Source organism: Nostoc sp. ChiQUE02, from assembly GCF_034531305.2.
In the GTDB taxonomy this organism is placed as follows: domain Bacteria; phylum Cyanobacteriota; class Cyanobacteriia; order Cyanobacteriales; family Nostocaceae; genus Nostoc.
Genome location: NZ_JAVRBN020000003.1, coordinates 148,466 through 174,118 on the forward strand (window position 1 = coordinate 148,466; position 25,653 = coordinate 174,118).

Genomic DNA, 25,653 nt, shown 5'->3' on the forward strand with positions numbered 1-25,653 from the left:
AACTGTATTGGCAGAAAACCTACCCCTTCATGCTCTAAAGTAGAACTTTAGCTAAAATCGGTTCCACACTCTTAGAAATCTCTGGGACATACACTTGTGTAACGTAGTCGGCAATCATTCTGTCGGTGTTGAATAATGGCGCATTTGTCTTAATCGACGTTTTCATCATCTGCACCCAACGGTGAGGAATCCCTTGAGCATCTTGGTCGTAGTATAGAGGAACGATTTCTTCTTCTAAGAGCTGATAAAGCGATCGCGAATCAATCTGATCTTGCAATTGTTGATCGCTAGTATTAGCATCTTCACCAATTGCCCAACCGTTAATTCCCTTACCATCTGGCCCTGCTTGGTAGCCTTCGCACCACCAGCCATCCAAGACACTGCAATTAAGACCGCCGTTAAAGCAGACTTTTTGCCCACTTGTACCAGACGCTTCCAAAGGACGACGGGGATTATTCAACCAAACATCCACACCTTGCACCAATTTTTGACCAGTGTAAATGTCGTAATCTTCAATAAAGGCGACTCGGTTAATAATCCCGGAATTGTGACACCACTCCATCAAGCGTTGGATAATCCGCTTACCTTCCTCATCAGCTGGGTGGGCTTTACCTGCAAAGATAATCTGTACTGGACGTGAGCGATCGCCAAAAATCTTCAGTGCGCGTTGAGCATCGCGCAAAATCAGATCCCCGCGTTTGTAAGGGCTGAAGCGTCTGGCAAATCCAATGGTCAACACATTGGGATCAAGTAGTCTTTCAGTTGCTTGAATGAGTTCATAATTTTCGCCACGCAACTCCCGTGATTTCTTCACCTTATAACGAGTGAAGGCAATCAATCTTTCTTTGAGGATAAGATGCCGTGACCACAGTTCCTCGTCGGGAATGTCGTCAACTTTAGCCCACATCTTAGGATCAACGGCGCGATTTTTCCAGTCTTCTCCCAAATATTCGTTATATAAGTCACCTAACAGGGGTGCAGTCCAAGTGGGTGCATGAACGCCGTTGGTAATGTAACCAATTGGTACTTTGTCTTCCGATCGCTGCGGATAGAGAACTGTCCACATTTTACGGGAAACTTGACCGTGCAATTCACTCACACCATTACAAGCACGAGACATCCGCAATGCCAAAACGGTCATCCCAAACGGTTCCCAAGGATCGCCCAATCGCCTTGCACCCAGTGCCAAAAATTGTTCGCGAGAAAGTCGCAATTGCGGCCAATAGCTGGCAAAGAAGGAATCTATTAAATCGGGGGAGAAGACATCATGACCAGCGGGAACGGGGGTATGGGTGGTAAATACACAGCTGTTCCGTACCTTAGCTTCGATGTCGTAGAAGGATTTGCCAGTCCGCTCAATTTCTAAGCGGGCAATTTCTAAGGTGCAGAATGCAGCGTGTCCTTCGTTGAGGTGATAGACAGAAGGTTCAATTCCCAAGGCGTGTAGGGCGCGAACCCCACCAATTCCCAAAACGACTTCTTGGGCGATGCGGGTTTCCAAGTTACCGCCATATAAGTGTCCTGTTAGCCAGCGGTCAATGGGATCATTATCGTTGCGATCGCTATCTAATAAATATAATGTGACTCGCCCAACTTGCACTCGCCAGATTTGCACTTTTACAACCCGCTGGCGAACTTGTAACTCGATAGTGACCGATTCCCCTTGCTCATTTTTAATTAACTCCAGGGGCATGTGTCCGAAGGGATTGTCAATATAATAATCTTCTTGCCAACCGTGGCGGTTCAAACGTTGCCGAAAATAACCTTGGCGATACAACAAGCCAACACCAACCAACGGCACACCCAAATCTGATGATGATTTTAGGTGATCCCCAGCGAGAATTCCCAAGCCGCCAGAGTAGACTGGTAGAGATTCATGGATGCCAAATTCAGCGCAAAAGTAAGCAATGGGGCGCAATGCAGATACTTGCGGTGCAACTCGACTAACCCAAGTATCTTGCTGGTTGATGTATTGGTCAAACTCACGCGCTAGGGCGGATATCTGCTTTAGGTAAAATGGGTCTTCTGCTAATTGCGTCAGACGCTCATAACTTGCCGACTCTAAAATCGCTACTGCATTATGCCCACAGCGTTCCCATTCTTGGGGATCAATTGTTTGGAATAAAGAGATGCGATCGCCACTCCAACTCCACCAGTAGTTATAAGCCAAATCTGCCAAACGCTTGAGCGGTGAAGGTAACTTTTCACTCAAGCGTCGTGCTGCGTTGATTGCACTGCTATTAGCCATACTAAATCCATGTCCTCGCGCTTAACTTTTTCTCTATGTATTGGGGATTGGGGACTGGGGATTGGGCGAAACCAATGCCCAATGCCCAATGTCCAATCCCCAGTTCCTTATATTTCTTCTTCAGGTTTATAACACCGGAGTCTTCACTTGCTGAATTCTCCCCCTGAAGTTGGAACAGTTTATCGACATCAAACCTTATCCAATTAAATGGTTTTTATTGTTTTTGTCTTTTAAAAATTATCCCTATTTTTGGACACTTTTGATATTTTTTTCTATCAAATTCATTGACATTATTTTAACTTTTTTGTTTTGTTGTTAATATTTGTTTAAATGTTAGTAATAAGTAACTCAGATTATTGATATATCTTGATATATAGACAATTTTGACTAAAGCTATTTGCATCCAAATAATGCTTTTTATACGCCAATCACAGCAATTGTACGTTATTCCCGGTAAACCTTATATCTATATAACAAAGAATTAAGGATGAATTATAAAGTGGCAAAATGTGCATCCTAAGATTCAGTTTCTATAAAAGCTCCACATGCCTACTATGAATTAAAATAAGTCTGAATATATCAGAATATTAAGAAAATTCAGATATAAATTTTGTTTTGTTAACAAAAACAATGCAGTTGAATCGAAGTAATTTTCTCAGGTTTCTGCTCCAGTCAGAGCCAGGAAAACCAGCTATATCTAACGGCTTGCGAGCTGCGTTAGCGTTAGGGGTTCCGATGCTAATTGGGCAATTAATCAACCAAAGGGAAAGCGGATTATTTGTCGGTTTAATGGCTTACTTTGTCAACTTAGCGAATGTTGGTGGCCCTTACCAAATTAAAGCTAAGGCGATGGCGACGGCTACTTTGGGAATGGCTGTTTCAGTATTTGTGGGTACTTTAGTCGCTAGTGTTCCAGTACTAGCTGTGGTGCTGACATTTGTCTGGGGACTTGCTTCAGGTTTTGCGTCGCTGTACGGTAATGCTGGTGCAAATGTCGGTCTGGTGGTAGGCACATCATTTATTTCCACGATCGCACAGCCAGGAAACTTGGAAGTCGCACTCATGCGATCGCTGCTATGTCTCATTGCAGGTGGATGGGCAATGCTCCTTTCCTTAGTAATGTGGCCCTTTAGACCTTATGATCCATTACGGATAGCTTTGGCTAACTGCTTCAGTGCGTTGGCGCAGCCCACCGGAGGTATCGCCAACTACATTCAGGCATTTCTCGGTAAGGTGGCAACACCTGAAAATATTCTTGAAATTAGACAGGCATTAGAGACAGCACGGACTACTTTAGGTACAGTCAGAATTGGACAGCCAGCGCGGAGTTGGATGAATGAGCAATTGTTGGTGTTAATTCAGGATGGCGATCGCTTGCTTGGCACAGTTATTGCCTTAACAGAGTTACTAGAAACTCACTTCCAACATCAGCAATATCAGGCTGTTCAGCAATTAGTAGACGATGCACTCGAACAAATATCAGTTATTCTCCAAGCCATAGCGAAAGTCATATCTCGCAAGCCTGCCAGCATCGATCTAGGAAATCTCAAGCGCATCTGTGAGGCACTTAAGGAACAAGAAAATCTGCAAAGAAAAGCAATTGCTGGGAGTGAGACAGACTACACAACTCTTGTTGCTTTTACTAACCTGGTGCTAACGATCGAAAAGCTGATTAAGCAATTGCAATACACGGCTCAAACAGCTAACTCTCTGGTAGATCGCAGCAACAAGAGTCAACGTCATGTAGATAGACTTCTTTTAGTTGAAGACGAACAGCGATCGCTCTTAAATTTACTCAAAGAAAACCTCACCTTAGACTCAGCAATCTTTCGCCATGCTCTCCGCATTGCTGTAAGTCTAACTGTAGGCGTAATCTTATACAGCATTACCAATTTACCAATGGGGTATTGGGTGACACTGACAATCATGCTAGTCCTCAAACCGAACTTGGGTGCAACTTTTCAGCGGTTTTTTCAGCGAGTTGGCGGGACTATCTTGGGAGCTGTGTTAGCCGCTGTCCTAGTTGCAACTATTACCAGTAAACCTATATTAGACATCATCATTTTGCTGACAGTCTTTTTTGGCATTTCCCTAATCGGTTTCAACTATGGGTATTCGGTGGTTTTCTTGTCAATATTTGTCTTACTGATTATCGATATTGGTCATCCCATTGGTTGGGAATTTGCTGGCTTTCGCGTGTTGAATACATTAATTGGAGCAGGACTGGCTTTTGCAAGTCATTATTTTATATTGCCAAATCGGGAACGCGATCGCTTACCCAGTCAACTCGCCACTGCTTTGCGAGAAACTCACAAATACTTTCAGGATGTGATGGCTGTTTACCAGGGAACAAAAGAGCGTGACTCTACTATTATCAGTCAACGGCGACAAACTGGACTAGCAATTGGCAATGCCCAAGCCTCCTTCCAAGGATTGCTGCGCGAACCCGAAATGCACAAAGAATTAGTAGAACCAGTGATGACGCTGCTAGCGTACATGGGACGTTTTAATAGCGCCGTGACAGTTTTGGCAGTACATCTCGAACATTTTCGAGGAACAGTGCCACTCCCAGAATTAGAAACCTTTATCCGTCAAATTTCGCTACTGTTAGAGCAGTTAGCTGATTCAGTACAGCAGGAAGTTACCCCACCCCCCTTACCTGACTTAGAAGCAACGCTGCACAAAATCCAACCGCACCTGCAAGCACTGCGTACAGCCCGTATAGAAGAATTAGCTGTCAATCAAGGACATACGCCCATTCGACAAGCAGTCATTGATTACAGCATATTAGATTTGGAGATTGACCAGATTGTTCGGCGGTTGACTGCTATGCACTCAGCGATGGTAAGGCTAATATCAGTTAAATAAAATAGATTTAATAATAACTGGATCTGTCATTTCTTTAAGTCTTTTTTATTAAATTTCAATATTTCTTTGTTTCCAGTAATTCGGTTTGCGCTTACCATGCGCGATTGCAATAACCCAAATCACTTCTTCAAGCACCGTATAAAAAATCAGATAGGGAAAACGTTGAATAGCATAACGACGTATTCCTTCAATCTTGTGTGGGGTTCCTAAATTGGGGTTTTGCTGAATTTTAAGAATAACTTTTTCCACTTCAGACAGTAAATTTAGTCCCAAGCCTACTTTTTGAGCTTCATAGTAAGCTATTGCAGCGTCAAGCTCCTTTCGAGCTTCGGTGTGGATAACAATAAACTTCACGAATACTTTTCTCGTAACTCAGAAAAAACTTGAGATGATGATTCTCCAATAGCTGTTTTGCAATTAATATCCTCCAACCGTTGGGTTAATTCCGTATCCCAAGCAGTTTCTAGATTATCATCTATACCCTCATCTAGAGAATGAATTAAAAAGTAGGCAATTTCAGCACGTTCTTTTGTAGAAAGCTGAGAAAGTTCGAGTTTAAGTTTTTCGGCAGTTTCACTCATGCTTTGGAGTCTCCCCAAGAATTCTCATTATAGACTCAACTATCAGATCGTAACTGCTTTACAGATAAATTGCGATCGCATCCAAAAACCCAAATAACCTTACAACAGACGATCAAAAAATCTTATATCAACCGCCCTTATTCTAGATACCTGTAAAATTAAGCAAGAGCGATGATCGCATAGAAGCACAAGACAATGATACGAATTCCATTAACAGAAGCTCAACTTCGTTTACCCGAACTGATTGCAAGTCTGCAACCCGGTGAAGAAGTGCAGATTTTTTCCGGCGATGTCTCACGACAAGCCGCTACGCGTCTACGCACTGTCGCTAGACTGATTGGCGAACTCCAACCACCCCGCAAGCCTCGCCAGCCTGGTAGCGCAATCGGAACCCTAACCATCCTGTCTGAAGACGAAACCCACTTGGAAGACTTTCACGACTACATGCATATCAAGTAGGTGAAGTACCCCGTCGTATAGATGGATGGGGATTTAGAACCCCGATATAACAGTCCACGCTTAGTTGTGTATTTCTCTTAGTGCAGTATCCCTGTATCAAAAACGGAGAAGGAAATGGTATTGCACTTTATTGCTCTTGCTTCGAGTTTAACTGTATCAATAATATTTGCTGTATTTGCGCCAGTTCAACTCACCACTAGCAAAGTACCACAGTTAAATAATGAAGAAGCTCCTACAAACAAATTGGAAATAGTAAAAAAACGTGCTGATTTAATTCGTCTCAATAATCAACAGGTCAAACTGATTGGACGTTACACATCAAAAAGCTGGAAACCTGACCCACAATCTACTGGAATTCCAGGTTTTCAAGGACTTTATACACAATCGCAAATAGTGCTTGAGGATGATACCAAGGTCAGCATTTTCCCATCTTGGAATAAACAATCGTTGCGATCGCCAGATGAAGTAGAAAAATACAATAATCAAATCGTTGAAGCAATTGGAGTGGTACAGTTTGAAGCTATACCCTTTCCAAATTCTCAAATATGCGAATCCTTCATTAATTTAAGTCAATTAAGCTTGTACATACAGTAAGAGTCTGTTTCACTCACCAACGCTGTTCCTATCGAGAGCAACTCTCCGGTTTTGGAATTCATAAACTTTTCCAAGTGAATCTCTGCTAATCATGCTACTCGCGCGTTAATGCTTGCTATATGCCTGATAATTAATAAGGCAATCTACACAGAGCAAAGATGCAGACTCTCCAAAAACTCTTTCTTCCAAGCATGGGCTGCGGAACTTGGGCCTGGGGCAACCAACTGCTTTGGGGATATGACGAAAGTATGGATGACCAGTTGCAAGCCGTCTTTAACCTTTGTGTCAGCAACGGTGTAACTTTATTTGATACAGGTGATTCTTACGGAACTGGGAGATTGAATGGTCGCAGTGAGTTACTACTGGGACGATTTAACCGAGAATATGTAGGTTCAGGCAAAGAAAATATTTGTATTGCTACTAAACTTGCTGCTTACCCGTGGAGATGGACACGCCAATCAATGGTAAGGGCTTGCAAGTCATCTGCTCAACGGCTGGGAAAAAACGTCGATTTGGTACAGATGCACTGGTCTACAGCAAATTATGCTCCTTGGCAAGAGGAAGGGCTGTTAGATGGTCTGGCTGATGTGTATGAGCAAGGACTGGTTAAGGGAGTGGGACTATCCAATTATGGGCCCAAACGGCTTAAGCAAGTGCAGATAAAGTTTGCTGAACGAGGCGTTCCGATTACAACTCTACAAGTTCAATACTCTCTGTTATCTACATATCCTGTCACCCAACTCAAGCTCAAAGAACTTTGTGATGAACTGGGAATTAAATTGATTGCCTACAGCCCTCTAGCTTTGGGACTACTGACCGGAAAATACTCTGAGCAAGGCCCTTTGCCTAAAGGCATCCGAGGTCTGCTATTTAAGCAGATATTACCAGGAATGCGATCGCTTTTGGGATGTTTGCGAGAGGTGGCACAGTCTAGAAACAAAACTATGTCACAGGTAGCAATTAATTGGTGCATTTGTAAAGGAACCATTCCCATCCCTGGAGCAAAGAGCGTCGAACAAGCGAGGGAGAATCTTGGTGCGTTGGGTTGGCAATTAGAGGCTAGTGAAATTGCAGAGTTGGATAAGGCGGCGGCAAATACAGACAAAAAAATGGTACAAAATATCTTTCAAACTAAGTGAAATTTCAATGTAACTGAATTTGAATATGAATCATTGCAAAACCTGGTTTAAATATAAAAATAAAAATCCTTGGATTTTCCATAATTTCAGACATTAATCTCTTAATTATGTCTGAATAACTAGTAATATAAACTACTTTAATTAGATTAAGCTACAGCAATATTTTACTAATTATCTTGTCAAGAACCACTTTCAATACGGTTCGGATAAGGTTTTTTGATGACACGCCGCTAATCGCAAAGACGCGATAAATCGCCGTCTTTACAAGAATCAGTCCTTTGTAGAGACGGCGATTTATCGCGTCTCTTGCCTTAACCGAACCGTATTGGAACCACTTTAATATCGGCTATCTACGGAATGCTAATTCCGTAGAATCTATTTTTAGATAACATCTAAAAAAGACTTAAATCAAGGAGTTATGTCCTAATATCTAGTCTGAAGAACTTGATTTTTCAGGTTTACTAAGAAAAAATGAAAGTTGAGTCTAACATCTTGTAGACACTCTTGGTGACAACTTAACCTTATCCAATGTCCAAAGTCCGCAAAAGCGGACTTTTTTTATGCAGTCTTAAGCATTATTGATGGGCAAATTATCTAACTAATTATAAGTGCATTATTCTACAGCAGGTTTTCTTAAACTATGACTGAGATGGGAACTTAGGGAACTCCAAAAAATAAATTATCCCAATTTCTGGACTTAACGCGACTGTTCCTTCCCCCTGCTCCCAACTCCCGTTCGGCTACGCTACTTCGACTTACCTCGGCTTCTCTGCGAGACGCTACGCGAACGCTCGGCACAAGTCGCTTAGTACAAGTCACGGCAAGCCTTAAATGCAACGGGATAGTTTTTTAGTTGGAAGCCCCTTAAAAGCCTTGTAAAATCCACAGAACTTGGTATTGAATGTAATGATAGCTTCAGCAATATCAACTAAAATAATGATATTTGTAACGAAAATCGTAGTGGTAGTAACTAAACTCGTAAGAATGTAACGAAAATAATGATGTTTGTAACGAAAATCGTAGTCGTGGTAACTAAACTCGTTATTTTAGTAACTTGAAGTGTGATGTTAGTCGTGATGTTAATAACTACAACTGGTTTCAATTCCTTAAACGATGACCGCCTGGGTAGAGTGTTGGACAAAGTGTAGTCCAAAGGATTAACAGAAAAGAAGTATTGGTAACGGAAAGATGCTCTCATTACTGCACAACGACTCAGTGCAAGTATCACGTTAGGAGACAGAAAGCAGTATTCCTTATGCAAGAACTGCCCGAAGCTCTCTAAGAGACGCTGCGCGTAGCTTGCTTCCCCGTAGGGGTACGCGGACTCGCTCTAAGCGAAGCCATGCCGAAGGCTTTACGCTGCGCTATCTGCCTTTGTTGTTGAAAAAATCAAATAGGAGTCCTATATAATAGCCTGGATATTGTTTAAAAAGATTCGCCGCTAATAACTTTTTCCTTCGCGACGGCAGTCGCCACAACGGGGGGGAACCTCCGCACCGCGCTGCCTCTTTTTAGCATCCTTTGCGGTTCAATACCCTAACCATGTCCATCCAACCCACAATTCAAAGCATATACACCGATGGAGCTTGCACCGGTAATCCTGGCCCTGGCGGTTGGGGTGTTGTCGTCTACTTCAGCGATGGCTCAATCCACGAAATGGGCGATACATCCCCTCATACCACTAATAATAAAATGGAGATGCAAGCTGCGATCGCCGCCCTCCAATTCCTGCAAACATCTCAACAAGACCAACCCATCACCCTTCATACCGATAGCGAATACTTGATTAACTGCGTTACCAAGTGGGTGAAAGGCTGGAAAAAGAAAGGCTGGAAAAAGTCAGATGGTAAACCAGTCCAAAACCAAGAACTTTTAGAAATCTTGGATGAACTCAATACCCAACAGGTAAAATGGCAACACGTCCGAGGACATTCTGGTAACATAGGTAACGAACGTTGTGATGCGATCGCTCGCACCTATGCCAGTGGGAAAATCCCTTCCCTACAACAATTATCTCCCGCAAATATTTACAAATCTTTACCATCAATAAATGAACTAAATGTAGCAAAAGTAGCTGATTATGAAAAAAACTCCAGAATAATTAACCAAAGTTCGCAACAAATCAGTACTTCTGCACCAGAAATAACCGTTATGGAACCATCAACAGGGACAACTGCGGCCGCAACCGATGAAAAACCGCCAGAAATGAGGGTTTCGCAACTCCGCAGCTTGGTCGAAACTCTGCGTATAGCTGACGAAATTTCTGAAAAAGGCTACTTAATCACCAGTTCTGAGTTAGCAGACTTGATGGATGTTCATGCCAGCGCTGTAACCAGTCGGGGAGATCAATGGCGCTGGCGAAATTGGATAGTCTCACGGGTACGCCGTGAAGGAAATCAAATTCTTTGGGAATTGGAACGCGGGGATCAAGTAGGAGGTGAAGAGGAGTAGAGGAGGTAGGGGGCAGGGGGCAGAGGGAGAATAATTAATGACTTAATGACTAATGCCCAATGCCCAATGCCCGACTATATATACTTGCGTCCTCGCCATTCGCGCGGGGTGCGGAACGCAGATAAGTAGATTCGCAGCACAGCTAAGGGATCAGCCAAAGGGGAAAGCCAGAATAACCAGCTGCCTTTAGCGCTTGTGCGATCGTAAGAAGGTGCAATCGCTATCAGCATAGCAAAGCGAATCACCAGCAGGAATAAATTCAGTCCCAGCAGCAGGAGTGTGGGGGTGGGTAGAGACGCGATTAATCGCGTCTGTAGCGAGTCGGATAGTGAAGGAGAAATCAACAAGAAACCAAGGACAATCAAAAGGGGTAAACCTTGAACAGATGTGAGTAGCCATAAATCCCCCCACAACTGAGAACGAGAAGTTGCATCTTTGAGGTCAAGACTGCGCCCCCATTCCTTCCACGTCTCTATTGCCCCTTCATACATCCGTACCTTCAGCACCTTGGCGCCGTCTAAAAAGCCGACTTTATACCCTTGGATAGCAATATTCCGTGCCAATGTTACATCATCACAAAAAGAACCACTCGCAGTGCTGTAACCACCCACAGCAGCTAAAACGGAGCGACGACACAAAAAACACTGCCCATTTGCCATCACCCGTTCTGGCTGCTCTGTATTGATCCCCGCTGGGTCAAATCGGTAAAGCAGAGTCATCAACAAAGCTGGTTGTAACCAGCACTCCCCAGGATATTTAAGGATGAACTGGGGTGAAAGAGAAACGAGATCGTAGCCTTGTGCTTCAGCCGTCTTCACCAAACCAGCAACTAAACCAGGATGTGGTTGGATATCAGCATCCAGCCCAAGAAACCAGTGACTAGCTTCTGAGCTATATAGAAAACCGTTATGCAACGCCCAAGGACGCCCCACCCAACCAGAGGGTAAGGGATCATCTGTCATCAGGCGAAAGCGCGGATCTTTCTGCTGTGAGGCTTTTACTAAGTCGGGAGTACCATCACTGGACTTGCTGTCTACAACCATAATTTCCCGAACTTCATAGCTTTGCTGACTTAAACCAGCCAACAGAGGACTAATGCGAAGCGCCTCGTTCAGTGTCGGAACGACAATGCTAACCCTACCCAAAAGCTCTGGTGTCGACTGTTGGGGTTCTATTGGAGGATGGCGTCTTGGCCCCTTTAACAGGCGCGAAAATAGAATCGCCGTTGCTGGTACTTGGATAAGTAGCAATAAAAGAGAAATAGCGCTTTCTACTATCAAAGCATTGTCATTAGTCATTAGTCATTAGTCATTAGTCATTAGTCATTTGTCATTGGGTATGAGAAAGAGGACAAGGAGACAAGGATAATTAGGGACAAGGGGAAAGACTTGTTGCAAGTTCTCACTAAAGTCACCTTGTCCCCTTGCCTCCCCCGCTCCCCCAGCCTCCCCTGCTCCACGGCAGTTGCTCTACTTGGGGAAACCCCATCGCGCAGCGTCTCGTAGAGAAGACCGCACTGCCTCCCCTGCTCCCTCATTCCCCACTCCCTAATTTATCGGCTTACTTTAAGGCAACTTCAACCTTTGCTACTGACACTTCTTTGCTTACTGGTTCAACAGTAACTTGAGCGGGTGTGGTTGAACTCCTTAACCACAGCGCCACAGCAGGTATCACACCTAGCAATAAGCCGAGCAACACAGGGATGGAGAACCCAGCTGCCAAGCTGAGTCCGGCGGCAAATGCAAAGTTAGTTAAATAAACGACTAAGGGCAGATTAAGTTGCGATCGCTCTAATTTAATCGAAGAATTTCTCCACAATAATCCTGCCACACTCATAAACAGTGCGCTAGTACCAAACCAACCCGCATAGTTTTGGTAAGGTGTACCAAAGAAAGCTCCTGGATGTTCCCAATACCAGAAGGGCAGAGAAGTTTGACTCATAGCTGGTTCAAGGGCAAAGTCCCAGCAAGTGAAGAGCAAAGCACCAACAGCTATAGCAGCAATATGGCGTCCCCAACTGGGTTTTTGAGCCACTTTCAAACCAGTTCTAGCAATTAAGTAAGAAGACAGCCCAACATAAAACCAAGATAAAGGAATTGTGAAAGGAACTAGCCCCCCAATCTTATAGCCCAAGCCACTCAAGTAGCTATAATCACCAAATGGAAAACCTGTGCTAGTTCCCAGTAGTTCACTCCCCAAAGAGATAAACATAGCCGGCAGCATAAATGCTAGCCAATTTCCCAATCCCAATGTCCGGTAGGCATAGATAGAGACAGCTATTGTCCCTAAGATAATATCAACTACACCGCCGCCAGCCATACTTAACTGTATGGCAGTTTCTCCAACCTGCGATAAATTTAAAATTATTTCGGCATTAGGTACGACCAGTAGCATCCCTACCAGTCCAAAGGCTTTTGACACGATATGACCAATGAGGCATACGCGTTCAGCAATAACAAGTTGTCTCATGATAATTCCTTAACAAGATGTGACACGCGGCTACTCGGCTGCTAACAGTTTACAAATGTTTAACAACATATTTAACTACTTTGTACCGCAATTCTCGACAAACTTGTTTGGCTTTCTTGGGAAGAGCATAACAGCCTATTGATTGAAGCTATAAGAAATATGATGATAGACTTACTAGTTTAAGCCATATAGTCAAAATCTACATAATTTCATCTGCAAGAACTTCTGGTTTCTTGTATAACTGATACCCAGATGGTGAAAAATCCGTTTTATACTAGGACATCGTTGAGGGAGGACAAGCATCATCAACTGAGCAAGCCCTCAAGCAAAATAAAGTCTTTAGTTACTACACTTAGTTATGCAATAAGACCTTGACCCTGTACTAGGAATATCAACCCATGTCAATTTTGAAAAGAGTTCCTTGGGTGTCCCTGGCGCTAGTACTGCTTAGTTACAGTACTTTGGGCTGGGTCATATCAGAAACACGTGCTCCTCTGTTTGTGTGGGTGGTAACTGTAGTTGCTATCTTGCTTTTAATAGTAACGTTGACTGCTCCTTGGCCGAAAATGACCTATTACTACAGTATTTTGCTTCAATCAAATACCAGGTCTTTCGGCATTGCTGTCTTAGCAGCTTTCTTATTCTTTATCATGATTGCCTGGTTTCGGGTATTTCTTGATACTTTACTCATTATTTCAGCAACTATATTAGTCAGGATAGACTTTCAAAGAGCAGGTCTTAGAGAAGGGCTAGCCTTTTGCACTACGTCTATCTTTTCATTAGGAGGTTTAGCTTTGGGTGCACTAATCTACAAGTTAATATATTCTTCAATTCCACTAACGTGATGAAGTCTACCCAAAAAAGCTAGCGATGCCTGCGGTGGTCACTGAGCGGCTGGTAAGGGGCTTGCCCTGAGCGTAGTCGTTGGCGTTCGCGTTAGCGTCTCTGAAAGAGAAGCCTCTCGTAGAGAAGTGCGGGCTGCGCCAACACTTCAGAACCAGCATTAGTTACCCGCAACTTCTTTTTCGCTCAGATTCCCAACTTCTTCAAAAAGTCGGGAATCTTGTTTTTCAAAACTTGGATTCAAAATGCAGGCTGTTCAAACAGCAGTAGAGATAAGAAAAAATCCATTATAAAAATTGATACCCAGCTAGTAACAACTGCTTTTGTTGCAGATTCTCCTACTTCCTTAGCGCCCCCCTTAGTAGTTAACCCCCAACTACAGCCAATGACAGCAACCAGCGCCCCAAAAAGAAAGCCTTTTAGCAAAATAATAAACAAATCTGACGGTTCTAAAAAATTTCTGACTGATTCTAAAAATGTTTCGGGAATAATTTGGTAAAACTTTGATGCGGCAAAAACTCCGCCGATGATGCCCGTAACTAAAGCCAAAATCGTCATCAAAGGCACCATCAAACAACAAGCAATTACTCTAGGAAGTACTAGATAATCAATGGGATCAGTTTTGAGCATATAAAGTGCATCAATTTGCTCAGTCACTCGCATTGCACCTATTTCTGCTGCAAAAGCAGAACCAACTTGTCCCGCCATAATACTAGCAGTCAAAATTGGAGCCAACTCTCTACAAAAAGCTAAGGCAAAAGCACCTCCCACTGCATTTTCAGCACCAAATCGCACTAATTCCCTCGCCGTCTGAATAGTAAAAATCATTCCTGCAAAACCGCTGACAAGGAGAACTGGAGAGATAGAAGCTGGCCCAGCACTCACCAGATGTTGCAGAATCTTGCGGTAGCAAGTTTTTCCTTGGAGCAAATGTAGCCACACTTGACCGAAAAGCAGTACTGCTGCCAAACAGCGTCCAATTCCAGATTGCTCGAAATTTGTTTTTGGTTGCAATTTTAACGTCCTTAAGACTGACTTTTTTTGCACATTATGTCATGTCAACTCTCCAAAATAAGACTACAGATACAAATGGCGAAAACCCAGCCAGATGTAATCTGACTTTCTCAATTACGTAGACGCACAAGGGGCGGCTTCCCGTAGGATATTACGAATTGGTATTAGAGCAATACTTTTCGGAGAAACCCAACAATCTCGCTTTTGGTCTGGGGAAAGGTTAATGGGCTTGCGGGTAAAGGTAAATTCAAACCCTTTTCCCGTTAACCGAAAAGTATTGGGTATTAGGGTATGGTACATGAACAGACGCACTAGATGTTTACCCTCAATGTAAAGGAGGTGTTTGGGTATGGTTCAGTTTAGGTTAGTAAACTTTAGCGGAAAATAGCACCTATGGTATTGTGAGCTTTTTTGCTGCTGGCCTCATGCTTTGTGTGCTAAAGAGTTGCAATCTCTGTTCTGTCAACTGAGAGAAGTAATTAACTCAACTCAAAGGGTTTAAAAATTTAATAATATTTCCAAATAATCTTAAATAATTTTTTATGAGCAGGATTAAATACATAATATTTTTGTTGTTATTAATACTGTCTTTCTCCGTGGGATATCCGGCTTTTGCATCTGTATGCCGCAATTACGATGTCTACGATGGGCTACACCTACGCCACCAGATTTGCATTCTCAGTATCAACCGAAGTGCTAAAAATTATTGGGAATACAGGGCAACCGTTAGTGTAGATGGAGTAAAAAGACCCACCGAGGTTTATAATTGTCGTGAACGAGTCAAGGTTCAACAAAATGGGACTGTTTTGCCCTTTGAGCAAAAAGACCCTGGTGAGATGATATGCAGCTTTTTTAATTCTTCTCGGCGGTAAACACGCGCCAGATAATGAAAACGGTGAAACCTAGATAGGCGAATACTGTTAGCCATTCTTGCCAGCTACCAAATGCATTGTTCATCAGCAAAAGTCGGAAAATCAATATTTTAAATCCTACACGCTAACGCTACCAGTCGGTTGCCGTATTTTAGGAGACGAAGGAAGGCTACTCAAAAATTCTTAGTTAATTTTCCGGAATCGATAACGTCTGGGTGGTAGTACATATCAGAGCAACGATGATTATACTGAACCTCTATAATTAACCTTCGGGGAATATAGCCCCATTGTTTTCACTCAAAAGCCCGGTCTTCATGACCGGGTTTTTGATTTTACTTCTATTTACCGTTTCTTTAACTAGTTCAGTTCTTCATTTAGGCTTGTCACAATTATCACTACATTTTGCGCTATCTGAACTGTCTGGGATTTCTGAATCATCTAGGTTGTTAGACTTATTAATATTTCCTTGGGACTTAGTTGTGCCAAAAAAATAAACGACTGCAATTTTCACAATATCAAAGTATGCAGGACGATTGCTCTGATCAACAATTGCCAAAGAGAGCGAACCTGCTACTAAGATAACTAATATAGGATGAAACTGTTCTTGTCCAGAAAAATTGCTATGTTTTCTTGTCATTTTTCCTTCCGTCTCCAATTGATAATTTCTTGACTGATGTTTGGCAAAAAAGTAATGTGTTAGATTGGGAAAATCTTCTAACACATCCTAAATACAGTTAGGTATACTTAGAGACGAAGTTTTTCACGGCTCTAAAAAGCTTTACAAAGGAATTCAGACTTTCACACTAGCAGTCATACTGTTTATTTAGAGTGGGCGAGGATATTAATTGAAAATCATGCAAGATGTGAAAGTCGAATATTCATTGTGAGATGTTAACGAACAGATTCAAAAATTACTGTCGTCAATATTAAGCAAAGAAGAATCAGTCCACACCGAAAAATGAACCAGTAAAAAACAAAAGGTAATAGACTCATCGCAATATGTGAGCCTCCGAAAATAGCTGACAAAACGTAAGCGATCGCTAGACCAAATAATCCCAACAAAAAATATTTAATGAATTTGGAAGTCAAACGAAATAACAAGCTGTTACGATTCGTAGTCATATTTTCCTCCTGATAGTTGAATAAAAAAATAACAGGGTTGATGTGGCACTTATTAGCACCATATCAACCCTGCTGTAGTCTTTTTGTAGACTCTCTTGGGCTGGACAACTATTCACTTGTTAACCTCAATAACGAAAACAATTTTCTACTGTTTCTCTAAACCTTGAGGTGAAATCAGTGGTTTTTGTTAATTACTTAGAATAATCAACAAAAACAACTAAACTCAGTCAATATCCAACAATTCAGATACCATCAAGCCAAATATCGGCGCGGTATTTCCCTTCTTGCATTTAGAAAAGTCTAGTCTGAGTAGTCCAAACCCCTTCTTTAACAATCCCCTCAATCCCACTCGAAAGCGATCGCGATATATGGATACCTGACTTTGCGTATCTGTTGTATCTGTCGATAACTCCTCTAAATACCTATGTAGATCCCCATGAACGCAACGAAAAGAACCTCGGAAAGAGATGACACGCAACTCAAACTCTTCAGTTCCGATCTTGCGGATAGTCACTTCAATCATTCCATCCTTGCAAGTATGGCAGGCAAGAATATCTTTCTCAAGCAAGTCAAATAATTCCTGAGCGGAATTTGAAGCGTCAGGTGTTGGCATAGTGTGGGGTACCCCAGTGCTAGTTACTTCAGCTATCCTCGCGATTCACACCTAATTTCTTATCGATATTGTATATTTACTTGATTAATCTTGTCAATCTAGTTGATAAATCAAATTGACAAGTTGATAATTTAGAGTATAGTTAGTAGTGTCTTGTCAATACGCTTTTCTGTAAAACGCTAGGCGATGTCTACGATGGGCTAGGCCAACGCACGGGACTGGGGACTGGGAAACCACACCCCATAAAGCCAATTTCATCCTCTCCCGTTTTATCTGCCCAGAGATGACTTTATAAATAAGTAGAAATATATCTCACATCTACCTCACATATATATAAATAGTTTTGGCTGGAGAAATTTATTTCATGACGGAAATTCCTGAAAGTTTCTTGAGAGCGGTTGCAGCCGAACACAACGTATCTGAGGCTGAGGTAAGTGCCTTACTTCTAGCTTTAGCTGGTCAAACGGCAGAATCTATTGCAACCACTCTCGAAATTAGTGCAGCAGCAGTGCGGAAGCGACTTGGTTCGGTTTACCAAAAGTTTGACATTGCTGGGAGTACTCCTGGGAAATTAGAGGTGATTAGAAGTATCCTCCAGGAAAAATATCAGTTATCAACAGTAGTTAATACCTCATGCTGTTATGATTTTGGCGAAGCGCCTGATGTCCCCGTTTTCTTTGGGCGTGAATCAGAGTTAGAGGTTCTAGAGCAATGGGTAAATAAAGACCGTTGCCGACTGGTGGCAATATTTGGTATAGGGGGAATTGGCAAAACAGCGTTATCTATCAAGCTGGCACAGAAAATTCAGGGACAGTTTGAGTATGTTATCTGGCGATCGCTACGTCATGCACCCTCTGTTAAGGAGATTCTTGCAGACCTGATTGAGTTTTTCTCCAAAAAGAATGAGCCTAAAGAAGTAGGAATTTCGCAACTGATTGCCTGTTTGCGGAAACATCGCTGTTTATTGGTACTAGATAATGTAGAGTCAGTCATGCTTGGAGGTGATTATGTCGGACAATATCGAGAAGGATATGAAGAATATGGAGAATTTTTTCGACAAGTTGGCGAAGTACCTCATCAAAGCTGTTTAGTCTTAACCAGTCGCGAAAGTCCAAAAGAAATCGTCACCTTAGAAGGGAACAATCTTAAAGTTCAATCCTTGCAGCTAAGTGGGCTAGAAAACATCGCCGCAAAAAGCATATTTGTAGGCAAAGGTGATTTTTTAGGTTCAGAGAAAGACTGGAACAAGTTAATTAATCAGTATGCAGGTAATCCTTTAGCCTTAAAAATCGTTTGCAATACGATTCAAGAAGTTTTTGGTAGCAATATCTCCGAGTTTATTAGTTGTGATATTTCTGTGTTATTTGGTGATATCCGAAATCTATTAGAACAGCAGTTTAATCGGCTATCAAATTTAGAAAAAGAAATCTTATACTGGTTAGGAATTAATTGCAAACCCACTTCTTTTGTAGAATTGCAAGCAGATATTATCTCAACTACATCACAACCCCAATTAATAGAAGCTTTAGAATCGCTGCGACGGCGATCGCTAATTTTTAATGAGAAAGGTTTGGCAAAATTCATGCTCCAAGCCGTAGTTATGGAATATATTATTAGCCAATTTGTTACCCAGGTTTGTGAAGAAATTGTTTCTGAGATTAATCTAGAGAATATTTCCTTGTTAAAGAGCCATGCTTTATTCAAAGCACAAATAGAAGGAAAGGTTAGAAATGCCCAAATCCGTTTAATTGTAGAACCAGTTATTGAAAAGCTAATTAATAAATTTGGCAATAAAGTCAGAATTAAAGAACATCTTTTAAAAATTATAGAATTGCTGCAAGTAAACACTCCTCTGACATCAGGCTATGCTGGCGGGAATATTATTAACCTCTTTTGTCATCTGGAAATTGATTTAAGCGGGTGTGATTTTTCCAATTTCAAGATATGGCAAGCATACCTAACAAATGTGAACTTGCATAATGTAAACTTTGCTAAATCTGACTTATCTAAGTCTATCTTTACAGGAATATTTGATAGTATTTTATCAGTGGCTTTTAGTCCTGTAAATGGAGAAATAGTTGCTACAGGTGACGCTGATGGTCGGATTAGTTTTTGGCAAGCTACTTATGGTGAGCAACTGTTTCATTGGAAGGCACATGCTAACTGGGTAAGAACTGTTGCTTTTAGTCCTGATGGTAAAACTTTAGTTAGTTGTAGTGATGACCATACTGTGAAACTCTGGGATGTTGATAGCCAAAAACATCTCATGACTCTTGAAGAACATACTAGCTGGGTCAGGTCTGTTGCCTTCAGTCCTGATGGCAAAATTGTCGCCAGTGCTAGTAGTGATAAAACCATTAGACTCTGGGATTTGGGTACTCAACGATGCTGGAAAATTTTCAAGGGACATAGCAACTTCGTTCGTTCTGTTGCCTTTAGTGCTGATGGAAAAATACTCGCCAGTGGTAGTGCTGACCAAACTGTGAAGTTGTGGGATGTAAAAACAGGTAAATGTTTGAAAACTCTTGAGGGACATACTAAATTAGTACAGTCCGTAGTTTTTAGTTCTGATGGTGAAATACTTGCCAGTTGTAGCGATGACAAAACCGTGAAACTCTGGGATGTTCAAACAGGGAAGCTATTAAAAACTTTAGAAGGACACACTAATTTAATCCATTCTATAGCCTTGAATCCGATCCCCTCTTCACAAGGAGGAGGGATCATCGCCAGTAGTAGCGATGACAAAACTGTGAAACTCTGGGATATTCAAACAGGGAAATTATTAAAAACTTTGGAAGGGCACAGTAATTCTATTCTGTCTGTTGCATTTAGTCCCGACGGGAAAACACTCGCCAGTGGTGGCTATGACAAAACCGTTCGGTTCTGGGACATCGAGACTTATCAATGTATCCAAATATTGCAGGGATACACCAATTGGGTACACGATCTAGCCCTGAGTCCAGATGGGAAGATAATTGCTAGTAGCAATGATGATAAAACCGTTAGGCTGTGGGATGTTCAGACTGAGCAATGTATCAGCACTTTGGAAGGACACCCTGGCCGCCTTTGGTCAGTTGCTTTTAGTCCGCTAGCTGAGGGACTATTAGCTAGCGGCGGTGATGACCAAACTATCCGCTTTTGGGATACTCTGAATGGACAGTGCGTGAAAGTTTTGCAAAATAGCGATCGCATCCGCTCTATTGCTTTTAGTCATGATGGTCAAATTCTGGTTAGTGGCAGTATTGACTGCAACATCAAGCTATGGAATATTCGGACTGGCCAATGCTTTGAAACTTTACAGGGGCATACAAATTGGGTGCGCTCTGTCAGTTTTAGTCCTGATGGTGAAATTCTTGCCAGTGGAAGTGATGATCAAACACTGCGGTTGTGGAATGTTTATACAGGGGAATGTATTCGCGTTTTGAAAGGACATACTATGCGAATATGGTCTGTTGCTTTTAGCCCAGTTGTTTCTTCACAAGGGCAATTTGGAGGGTTATTAGCTAGTGGTGGTGATGACAAAACAGTACGGCTGTGGGATGTTCAGACTGGCGAATGTTGTAAAATTTTAGTCAATAATGATTGGATACGTTCTGTTGCTTTTAGTCCTGATGGTAAGATTCTTGGCTGTGCTTGTGTTAATCACACTATAGAAATTTGGGATGTTGACACAGGTCAACGTCTGAAGATTTTGCAAGGACATAATAATTGGGTTCGTTCTGTTACCTTCAGTCCAGATGGAACTTTGTTTAGCGGCTCACAGGATGGAGCTATTAAACAATGGAATGTCACAACTGGAGAGTGTATCAAAACCCTCATGCCCAAAAGACCCTATGAGGGAATGAATATAAAGGGTGTGTCCGGTCTAGGGGAAGAACAAAAAAATACACTTAAAGAATTGGGTGCTATTGAAGATTAATTGGTTAATTAAAAATAATAATGATGTTATTTAATTGCACTATTGGAAATGTGTATTAGTTTCTTATTATTGAATATCATGAATTTTTTGTGAGGATTGCCATTATGCCAAATTATATCGGTCGGATGATTTTTCAAAACTACCTGACTCATATTATTGCTAACGTGTCACTATATTTTCCAGATACTTCTTAATACAGTTCGGATAAAACTCGATCCTCCTAACCCACGCCACTTGCTCCACTTGGGGAGACCCCAGACGCTTGATGACTCGCTACCGCTTTTAGCGTCTCCCCTTCTCCCAAAGAGAGAGGCTAGCGCCAAGGGAGAAGACCGCGCTGGCCCCCATAAGAAGGGGGGAACCAGAATCAAAGTCCCCCTTTTTAAGGGGGATTTAGAGGGATCTAGAACTTTTAATACCGACAAGAAGACTTTTCAAACATCTTCTAGGGAATGTGCACCTTAACCAAAGCCTATTGAGATACAAAAGTATTTTTTATGTGAATAAAAATAATAATTAAATGTCGCAACTTAACCCTAAAAAAATTGAGTTATATGAAATTAAAGATATAGATCGGCTTCCTCAACTGCAAAAACTTTCAACAGCAGACCGCTTGGCAATGAAAGCAGTTGCCCAAGTATTGCCGTTCCGTGTCAATAATTACGTAGTAGAGGAACTGATTGACTGGGAGAAAATTCCTGATGATCCCATTTTTCGCCTCACCTTTCCTCAAAAAGAAATGTTGGATCCTGAATCTCTAGACAAGGTAATTTGGCATCTCCAAAATTCGACGCCAGAAGACCTGCGTCAGGTAGTAAATACAACGCGATCGCAACTTAACCCCCATCCAGGCGGACAGGCAGAACATAATATTCCAACTTTAGATGGAAAACAAGTACCAGGAATTCAACATAAATATCCCGAAACAGTTTTAATTTTTCCGACAGCAGGTCAAACTTGTCATGCTTATTGCACATTTTGTTTCCGTTGGCCCCAGTTTGTGAAGATGGACGGAATGAAATTTGCTACCCGTGAATCAGGACTTTTTCAAGAGTATCTCCGCCAACATCAGGAAGTCACAGATGTTTTAATCACTGGCGGAGATCCAATGACAATGAAAGCTAAACATCTGGCTTTATATATTGAACCACTGCTAAATTCGGGTTTTGAACATATCCAGACAATTCGGATTGGTACGAAATCGGTAGCTTACTGGCCTTATCGCTTTGTTACAGATGAAGATGCTGATGATATCTTACGTTTGTTTGAGAAAGTGACGAGTTCAGGCAAACATCTGTCGATAATGGCACACTACGATCATCCGACAGAAATTAAAACTGAAATTGCTCAAGCAGCGCTCCAACGTATTCGTAGTACAGGCGCACAGATTCGCACCCAAGGGCCACTCATGCGGGGAATTAACGATTCTTCGGAAGTATGGATACAGATGTGGCGAGAACAAGTTCGCCTTGGTTGCATTCCCTACTATATGTTTATGGAACGAGATACTGGAGCCAAACATTACTTTGAAGTGCCAATTATTCGAGCTTGGGAAATTTATCAAGCAGCAATACAAAAAGTGTCTGGGTTAGCTCGCACGGCTCGTGGCCCAGTCATGTCAGCACTACCAGGTAAGGTTGCAGTGGATGGCGTAACTGAGATTTATGGCGAGAAAGTATTTGTACTTTCTTTTTTGCAAGGACGCGATCCCAATTGGTGTAAACGTCCTTTCTTTGCACGTTATGACGAGAAAGCAACCTGGTTAACTGATTTGGTTCCAGCTATGGGAGAAAAGGAATTTTTCTATGAGAATAAACTAAAGGAAATTCTGAAAATACAAAGTTAAATTGGGGATTAGCACCAAATTAGAGAATAATTTATACCCATTTCCAGAAACTTTTAAGAGATTTTATCGGTCTGGTTCTCCAAATTCTGCAAAAATCTGCCAATGTCATCTTCTGCTCAAGGTATTCCCGGATTACCTGATTTGACGCATCCAATTGAGCTTGTCCAATTTGGAACTCAGGCGCTCAAAGCTTCACTATTATTAGTATTTTTGATCGTAGCTTTGGGAGTTGCGATCGCACTGATAAGTTTTTCCCTACGTCGAAGCCAGCCGGAACAAGTAATATTCATAGGCGAATGGGCTGTTCGTTATTCCCAACTGTTGCGGGGATTGCAGCATTTAACTCTAGTATTAGTTTTATTAATACCTGGATTTTTTCTCTGTTCAACTTTAAGCAATCGCTACCACTACTGGGAACAAGCAAGGGTGGCTCAAGTGGCTGAAAGTGTTGCAGGTGAAAAGCTCGAACAATTTGCGCCCCAAGTCCGTTACTCTATTCGAGAGCCATACACATATAACACTCAAGTCGCTGGCAAGATAGTTAAGGTAAATGAGACACGAGAAATTACTCGCTTTTTGATGCTGGCTGGTTCGCAAATTCAAGTCAAGCTTGACCAAAGCGTAGATGTTCCAGGTCGCAGCTCAATTTATCGGGTAAATTATACTGCCGATTATAAAGTAGTTAACCAACTCAAGGATATTAATAATTTTTTCTTTGAAGCACCGCCACCCAACGGCTACACACTGCTTGAGAGCTACAAAATCGAGCGTGACGGGACTAGGTTACAACCAACCAACGCGGGTGATTATAATTTTCCCTTTCGCCTACAACCAGGGGAAGAAAGCACCTTTCGAGTCACCTATCAGGCTCAAGGAGGACCGCGCTGGGTTTATAGTGCAACGGGACAGTTGCTTTCCAACTTCCGCCTCACCGCAATTGCCAACTTTGCTCCAGCTGATTTTGCCAGTGGTATTGTACCTAATGAAATAAAAGTTGATGGACGCAGTACGCAATTTACTTGGAAATTTGACGATAATGTTTCGGTAAAAAATCCATTTGGAGTGTTTACCAATACCGAACCTATTCGTCACACTGGCGTAATTCCCCGGCTTTTATTACTAGCACCAGCAATATTTTTATGGTGGATATTGTTGTTATATTTGTCACTGCCAATGAGTTTCAAAAATATTGCGATCGCTGCTAGTATTTACTTTGCTTGTCTGTTGACTTTGACCTATTTAGCTCGCGCCATCAATCCTCAGTTGGCTTGGACTTTAATTTCCATCATCTTGCTAATTTTAACATGGGGATTGGGAGCCAGCCGCAGTGCTTCCCTGGCTGCGATCGTCGCCACTATTGCTGGAGCAGTGCTACCTATTTTTGGATTATTAGTACCTTTCAGCGGATTAACCCTTAGTTTGGCAGGTTTACTTTCAGCGGTTTGGCTAGCAGTTCGTCACTGGTATGGCTGGTATAGTTTGCATCCAGAAGACCAAAGATTGCAGGCTCAGAAAAATCCTAAAGATTAGATGGTTCCGCTATGATTAGTAAAGTTTTAGCAAAAAGGATTTATGGATAACGATTTACTGGCTTTCTTTGCGGGTGCTGGGTTACTCGTACTCTATCTCATCTTCTCTGCATTCACTGAAATGGGGACTAAATTGCCTTGGAAGAAATAAGCTAATAGGGCGATGAAGTTGCTAAAAATTGACATTTTTCAACCTGATTGGGCTTGGAAAAAGGAATAAACATCCTTTAGCCTGAGTTAATATACTTATTTTTCAAGAGAGTGCCAAATGCGCGAACCACAAAAAAACCACATTAAAATCGAGCCAGCAACCCTCGTTTTGATTGTGTCTCTCCTAATACTCTTGCCTCTGCTGTTTGTGGGTTTTTTCTCGCAGTGAACATTAGATAGTTTAAAAATATCTAGAAAAATCCTTCAGTAGATTGGGTTAAACCTGATGAAACTCAAAATGTGCAATTTGATATTTCCTAGTAGTCAAAAAAATGCCAGAAAAAAGTCAGATAGTCAACCTCAACAAGCAAGATAGTGAGAAAGACTCAACAGATATATTCCCCCGGCGTTTATCACAAAAACAGAAGGAATCCCTCGATGAATGCGAACGCCTGATCCAGCATTTTAAAAAAGAAGCTCTTCAACATAAACGTTGGTTTCAGGGACTCAAATATTCAAGCATTTTTCTTGCCGCAACTGTCACTATTCTTTCTGCGATCGCTGCAAGTAAAAAGATTGAGCAATTAAATTGGGCTGTTCCGGTTATTAGTGGGCTTGCTACCCTCTCTACCACATTGTTAACTCAAACAGCCTCTCAGAAAGTCTGGGTACACTCACGAGGAGTAGAACAAAAACTACAAGTAGAAAAGTTTTTATATTTACAAGCTGCTGGTGTTTATTCACAAATAGCAAATGAAGAGGAAAAAATTTGTCAATTTTCCAATCGGATAATGGAGATATGGTCACAAGGTCATGAAACTTGGGAGAACAATGTGGCTGATGGAATAAATAGAAAAAGCAATTAATAGCAAATACAAATTTAGCGGATCAGCTTTTATTAAATTCTCAAACAATGCCATAGCAATCCTAAATCAT

The 25,653-nt window shown here is 41.8% G+C and carries 21 protein-coding genes; 11 read left to right on the plus strand and 10 right to left on the minus strand.

Translation table 11 applies throughout. The annotated features are described in order from the left end of the window. Nucleotides 1-34: 34 nt before the first annotated feature. Nucleotides 35-2,248, minus strand: coding sequence for an alpha-glucan family phosphorylase (gene glgP / locus RM347_RS04365; RefSeq protein ID WP_322721474.1), 2,214 nt, complete (start codon nt 2,246-2,248; stop codon nt 35-37). Nucleotides 2,249-2,878: 630 nt separating this feature from the next. On the opposite strand from glgP, the gene RM347_RS04370 reads away from it, so the two are divergent. After that, complete coding sequence (locus tag RM347_RS04370; RefSeq protein WP_322721475.1) at nt 2,879-5,116, plus strand: FUSC family protein; 2,238 nt, start codon at nt 2,879-2,881, stop codon at nt 5,114-5,116. Between the two features lie 48 nt (nt 5,117-5,164). Here the strand turns inward: RM347_RS04370 and RM347_RS04375 are convergent, their stop codons facing one another. Next, nucleotides 5,165-5,470, minus strand: a complete 306-nt coding sequence (locus tag RM347_RS04375; protein ID WP_322721476.1) for a type II toxin-antitoxin system RelE/ParE family toxin — start codon at nt 5,468-5,470, stop codon at nt 5,165-5,167. Beyond that, entirely contained in the window at nt 5,467-5,697 is a 231-nt protein-coding gene (locus RM347_RS04380; RefSeq protein ID WP_322721477.1) for an addiction module protein, read from the minus strand. Before RM347_RS04380 ends, RM347_RS04375 begins: the two co-directional genes overlap by 4 nt. Nucleotides 5,698-5,892: 195 nt before the next feature. Here RM347_RS04380 and RM347_RS04385 point away from each other — a divergent pair, with 195 nt between their 5' ends. The 3 genes from RM347_RS04385 (at nt 5,893) to RM347_RS04395 (ending at nt 7,889) form a co-directional block, all read left to right on the plus strand. Then, nucleotides 5,893-6,156, plus strand: coding sequence for a type II toxin-antitoxin system Phd/YefM family antitoxin (locus RM347_RS04385; RefSeq protein ID WP_322721478.1), 264 nt, complete (start codon nt 5,893-5,895; stop codon nt 6,154-6,156). A gap of 114 nt (nt 6,157-6,270) precedes the next feature. Beyond that, nucleotides 6,271-6,750 carry a hypothetical protein gene (locus RM347_RS04390; RefSeq protein ID WP_322721479.1) on the plus strand — a complete coding sequence of 160 codons (480 nt, stop codon included), beginning with the start codon at nt 6,271-6,273 and terminating at the stop codon, nt 6,748-6,750. A gap of 158 nt (nt 6,751-6,908) precedes the next feature. Next, entirely contained in the window at nt 6,909-7,889 is a 981-nt protein-coding gene (locus RM347_RS04395) for an aldo/keto reductase (protein ID WP_322721480.1), read from the plus strand. Nucleotides 7,890-8,546: 657 nt separating this feature from the next. On the opposite strand, the gene RM347_RS04400 is transcribed toward RM347_RS04395, so the two are convergent. Beyond that, nucleotides 8,547-8,687: a hypothetical protein gene (locus RM347_RS04400; protein ID WP_322721481.1), complete on the minus strand. Its 141-nt coding sequence runs from the start codon at nt 8,685-8,687 to the stop codon at nt 8,547-8,549. A 744-nt stretch (nt 8,688-9,431) separates the two neighbouring features. Between RM347_RS04400 and rnhA the strand changes: the two genes are divergently transcribed. Continuing rightward, nucleotides 9,432-10,340, plus strand: coding sequence for a ribonuclease HI (gene rnhA / locus RM347_RS04405; protein ID WP_322721482.1), 909 nt, complete (start codon nt 9,432-9,434; stop codon nt 10,338-10,340). A 74-nt stretch (nt 10,341-10,414) separates the two neighbouring features. Here the strand turns inward: rnhA and cruG are convergent, their stop codons facing one another. Both cruG and cruF read right to left on the minus strand, forming a co-directional pair. Continuing rightward, entirely contained in the window at nt 10,415-11,638 is a 1,224-nt protein-coding gene (gene cruG / locus RM347_RS04410) for a 2'-O-glycosyltransferase CruG (protein ID WP_322721483.1), read from the minus strand. 262 nt (nt 11,639-11,900) lie between these two features. Then, nucleotides 11,901-12,809, minus strand: coding sequence for a gamma-carotene 1'-hydroxylase CruF (gene cruF / locus RM347_RS04415; RefSeq protein WP_322721484.1), 909 nt, complete (start codon nt 12,807-12,809; stop codon nt 11,901-11,903). A 398-nt stretch (nt 12,810-13,207) separates the two neighbouring features. Between cruF and RM347_RS04420 the strand changes: the two genes are divergently transcribed. Then, nucleotides 13,208-13,654 carry a hypothetical protein gene (locus tag RM347_RS04420; protein ID WP_322721485.1) on the plus strand — a complete coding sequence of 149 codons (447 nt, stop codon included), beginning with the start codon at nt 13,208-13,210 and terminating at the stop codon, nt 13,652-13,654. Between the two features lie 238 nt (nt 13,655-13,892). Here RM347_RS04420 and RM347_RS04425 read toward each other — a convergent pair whose 3' ends face one another. Continuing rightward, on the minus strand, nt 13,893-14,666 hold the full coding sequence (locus RM347_RS04425; protein ID WP_322721486.1) for an MlaE family lipid ABC transporter permease subunit: 774 nt from the start codon (nt 14,664-14,666) through the stop codon (nt 13,893-13,895). A gap of 542 nt (nt 14,667-15,208) precedes the next feature. Between RM347_RS04425 and RM347_RS04430 the strand changes: the two genes are divergently transcribed. Continuing rightward, on the plus strand, nt 15,209-15,538 hold the full coding sequence (locus RM347_RS04430; protein WP_322721487.1) for a hypothetical protein: 330 nt from the start codon (nt 15,209-15,211) through the stop codon (nt 15,536-15,538). A 370-nt stretch (nt 15,539-15,908) separates the two neighbouring features. On the opposite strand, the gene RM347_RS04435 is transcribed toward RM347_RS04430, so the two are convergent. The 3 genes from RM347_RS04435 to RM347_RS04445 form a co-directional block, all read right to left on the minus strand. Then, the gene (locus tag RM347_RS04435; RefSeq protein ID WP_322721488.1) at nt 15,909-16,259 is read right to left on the minus strand and encodes a hypothetical protein; all 351 of its coding nucleotides are present in this window, start codon (nt 16,257-16,259) and stop codon (nt 15,909-15,911) included. Between the two features lie 170 nt (nt 16,260-16,429). Continuing rightward, nucleotides 16,430-16,660 (minus strand): hypothetical protein, encoded by a 231-nt coding sequence (locus tag RM347_RS04440; protein ID WP_322721489.1) that lies wholly within the window; start codon nt 16,658-16,660, stop codon nt 16,430-16,432. A gap of 223 nt (nt 16,661-16,883) precedes the next feature. Further along, nucleotides 16,884-17,273, minus strand: a complete 390-nt coding sequence (locus tag RM347_RS04445) for a hypothetical protein (protein ID WP_322721490.1) — start codon at nt 17,271-17,273, stop codon at nt 16,884-16,886. A gap of 364 nt (nt 17,274-17,637) precedes the next feature. Here RM347_RS04445 and RM347_RS04450 point away from each other — a divergent pair, with 364 nt between their 5' ends. From RM347_RS04450 to RM347_RS04465, 4 genes are all read left to right on the plus strand, one after another. Beyond that, complete coding sequence (locus RM347_RS04450; RefSeq protein ID WP_322721491.1) at nt 17,638-21,192, plus strand: NB-ARC domain-containing protein; 3,555 nt, start codon at nt 17,638-17,640, stop codon at nt 21,190-21,192. Nucleotides 21,193-21,712: 520 nt separating this feature from the next. Then, nucleotides 21,713-23,038 (plus strand): KamA family radical SAM protein, encoded by a 1,326-nt coding sequence (locus RM347_RS04455; protein ID WP_322721492.1) that lies wholly within the window; start codon nt 21,713-21,715, stop codon nt 23,036-23,038. Between the two features lie 102 nt (nt 23,039-23,140). Further along, nucleotides 23,141-24,568 (plus strand): hypothetical protein, encoded by a 1,428-nt coding sequence (locus tag RM347_RS04460; protein ID WP_322721493.1) that lies wholly within the window; start codon nt 23,141-23,143, stop codon nt 24,566-24,568. Between the two features lie 481 nt (nt 24,569-25,049). After that, nucleotides 25,050-25,583, plus strand: coding sequence for a DUF4231 domain-containing protein (locus RM347_RS04465; RefSeq protein ID WP_322721494.1), 534 nt, complete (start codon nt 25,050-25,052; stop codon nt 25,581-25,583). Nucleotides 25,584-25,653 lie beyond the last annotated feature (70 nt).

Excerpts from the sequence above, each read along its gene's own strand:
- cruG (WP_322721483.1), bottom strand. The coding sequence starts at position 11,638 with ATGACTAATGACAATGCTTTGATAGTAGAAAGCGCTATTTCTCTTTTA.
- cruF (WP_322721484.1), bottom strand. The coding sequence starts at position 12,809 with ATGAGACAACTTGTTATTGCTGAACGCGTATGCCTCATTGGTCATATC.
- RM347_RS04370 (WP_322721475.1), top strand. The coding sequence starts at position 2,879 with ATGCAGTTGAATCGAAGTAATTTTCTCAGGTTTCTGCTCCAGTCAGAG.
- rnhA (WP_322721482.1), top strand. The coding sequence starts at position 9,432 with ATGTCCATCCAACCCACAATTCAAAGCATATACACCGATGGAGCTTGC.
- RM347_RS04460 (WP_322721493.1), top strand. The coding sequence starts at position 23,141 with ATGTCATCTTCTGCTCAAGGTATTCCCGGATTACCTGATTTGACGCAT.
- RM347_RS04385 (WP_322721478.1), top strand. The coding sequence starts at position 5,893 with ATGATACGAATTCCATTAACAGAAGCTCAACTTCGTTTACCCGAACTG.
- glgP (WP_322721474.1), bottom strand. The coding sequence starts at position 2,248 with ATGGCTAATAGCAGTGCAATCAACGCAGCACGACGCTTGAGTGAAAAG.
- RM347_RS04450 (WP_322721491.1), top strand. The coding sequence starts at position 17,638 with ATGACGGAAATTCCTGAAAGTTTCTTGAGAGCGGTTGCAGCCGAACAC.
- RM347_RS04430 (WP_322721487.1), top strand. The coding sequence starts at position 15,209 with ATGAGCAGGATTAAATACATAATATTTTTGTTGTTATTAATACTGTCT.
- RM347_RS04455 (WP_322721492.1), top strand. The coding sequence starts at position 21,713 with ATGTCGCAACTTAACCCTAAAAAAATTGAGTTATATGAAATTAAAGAT.
- RM347_RS04395 (WP_322721480.1), top strand. The coding sequence starts at position 6,909 with ATGCAGACTCTCCAAAAACTCTTTCTTCCAAGCATGGGCTGCGGAACT.
- RM347_RS04465 (WP_322721494.1), top strand. The coding sequence starts at position 25,050 with ATGCCAGAAAAAAGTCAGATAGTCAACCTCAACAAGCAAGATAGTGAG.
- RM347_RS04420 (WP_322721485.1), top strand. The coding sequence starts at position 13,208 with ATGTCAATTTTGAAAAGAGTTCCTTGGGTGTCCCTGGCGCTAGTACTG.
- RM347_RS04440 (WP_322721489.1), bottom strand. The coding sequence starts at position 16,660 with ATGACTACGAATCGTAACAGCTTGTTATTTCGTTTGACTTCCAAATTC.
- RM347_RS04390 (WP_322721479.1), top strand. The coding sequence starts at position 6,271 with ATGGTATTGCACTTTATTGCTCTTGCTTCGAGTTTAACTGTATCAATA.
- RM347_RS04445 (WP_322721490.1), bottom strand. The coding sequence starts at position 17,273 with ATGCCAACACCTGACGCTTCAAATTCCGCTCAGGAATTATTTGACTTG.
- RM347_RS04380 (WP_322721477.1), bottom strand. The coding sequence starts at position 5,697 with ATGAGTGAAACTGCCGAAAAACTTAAACTCGAACTTTCTCAGCTTTCT.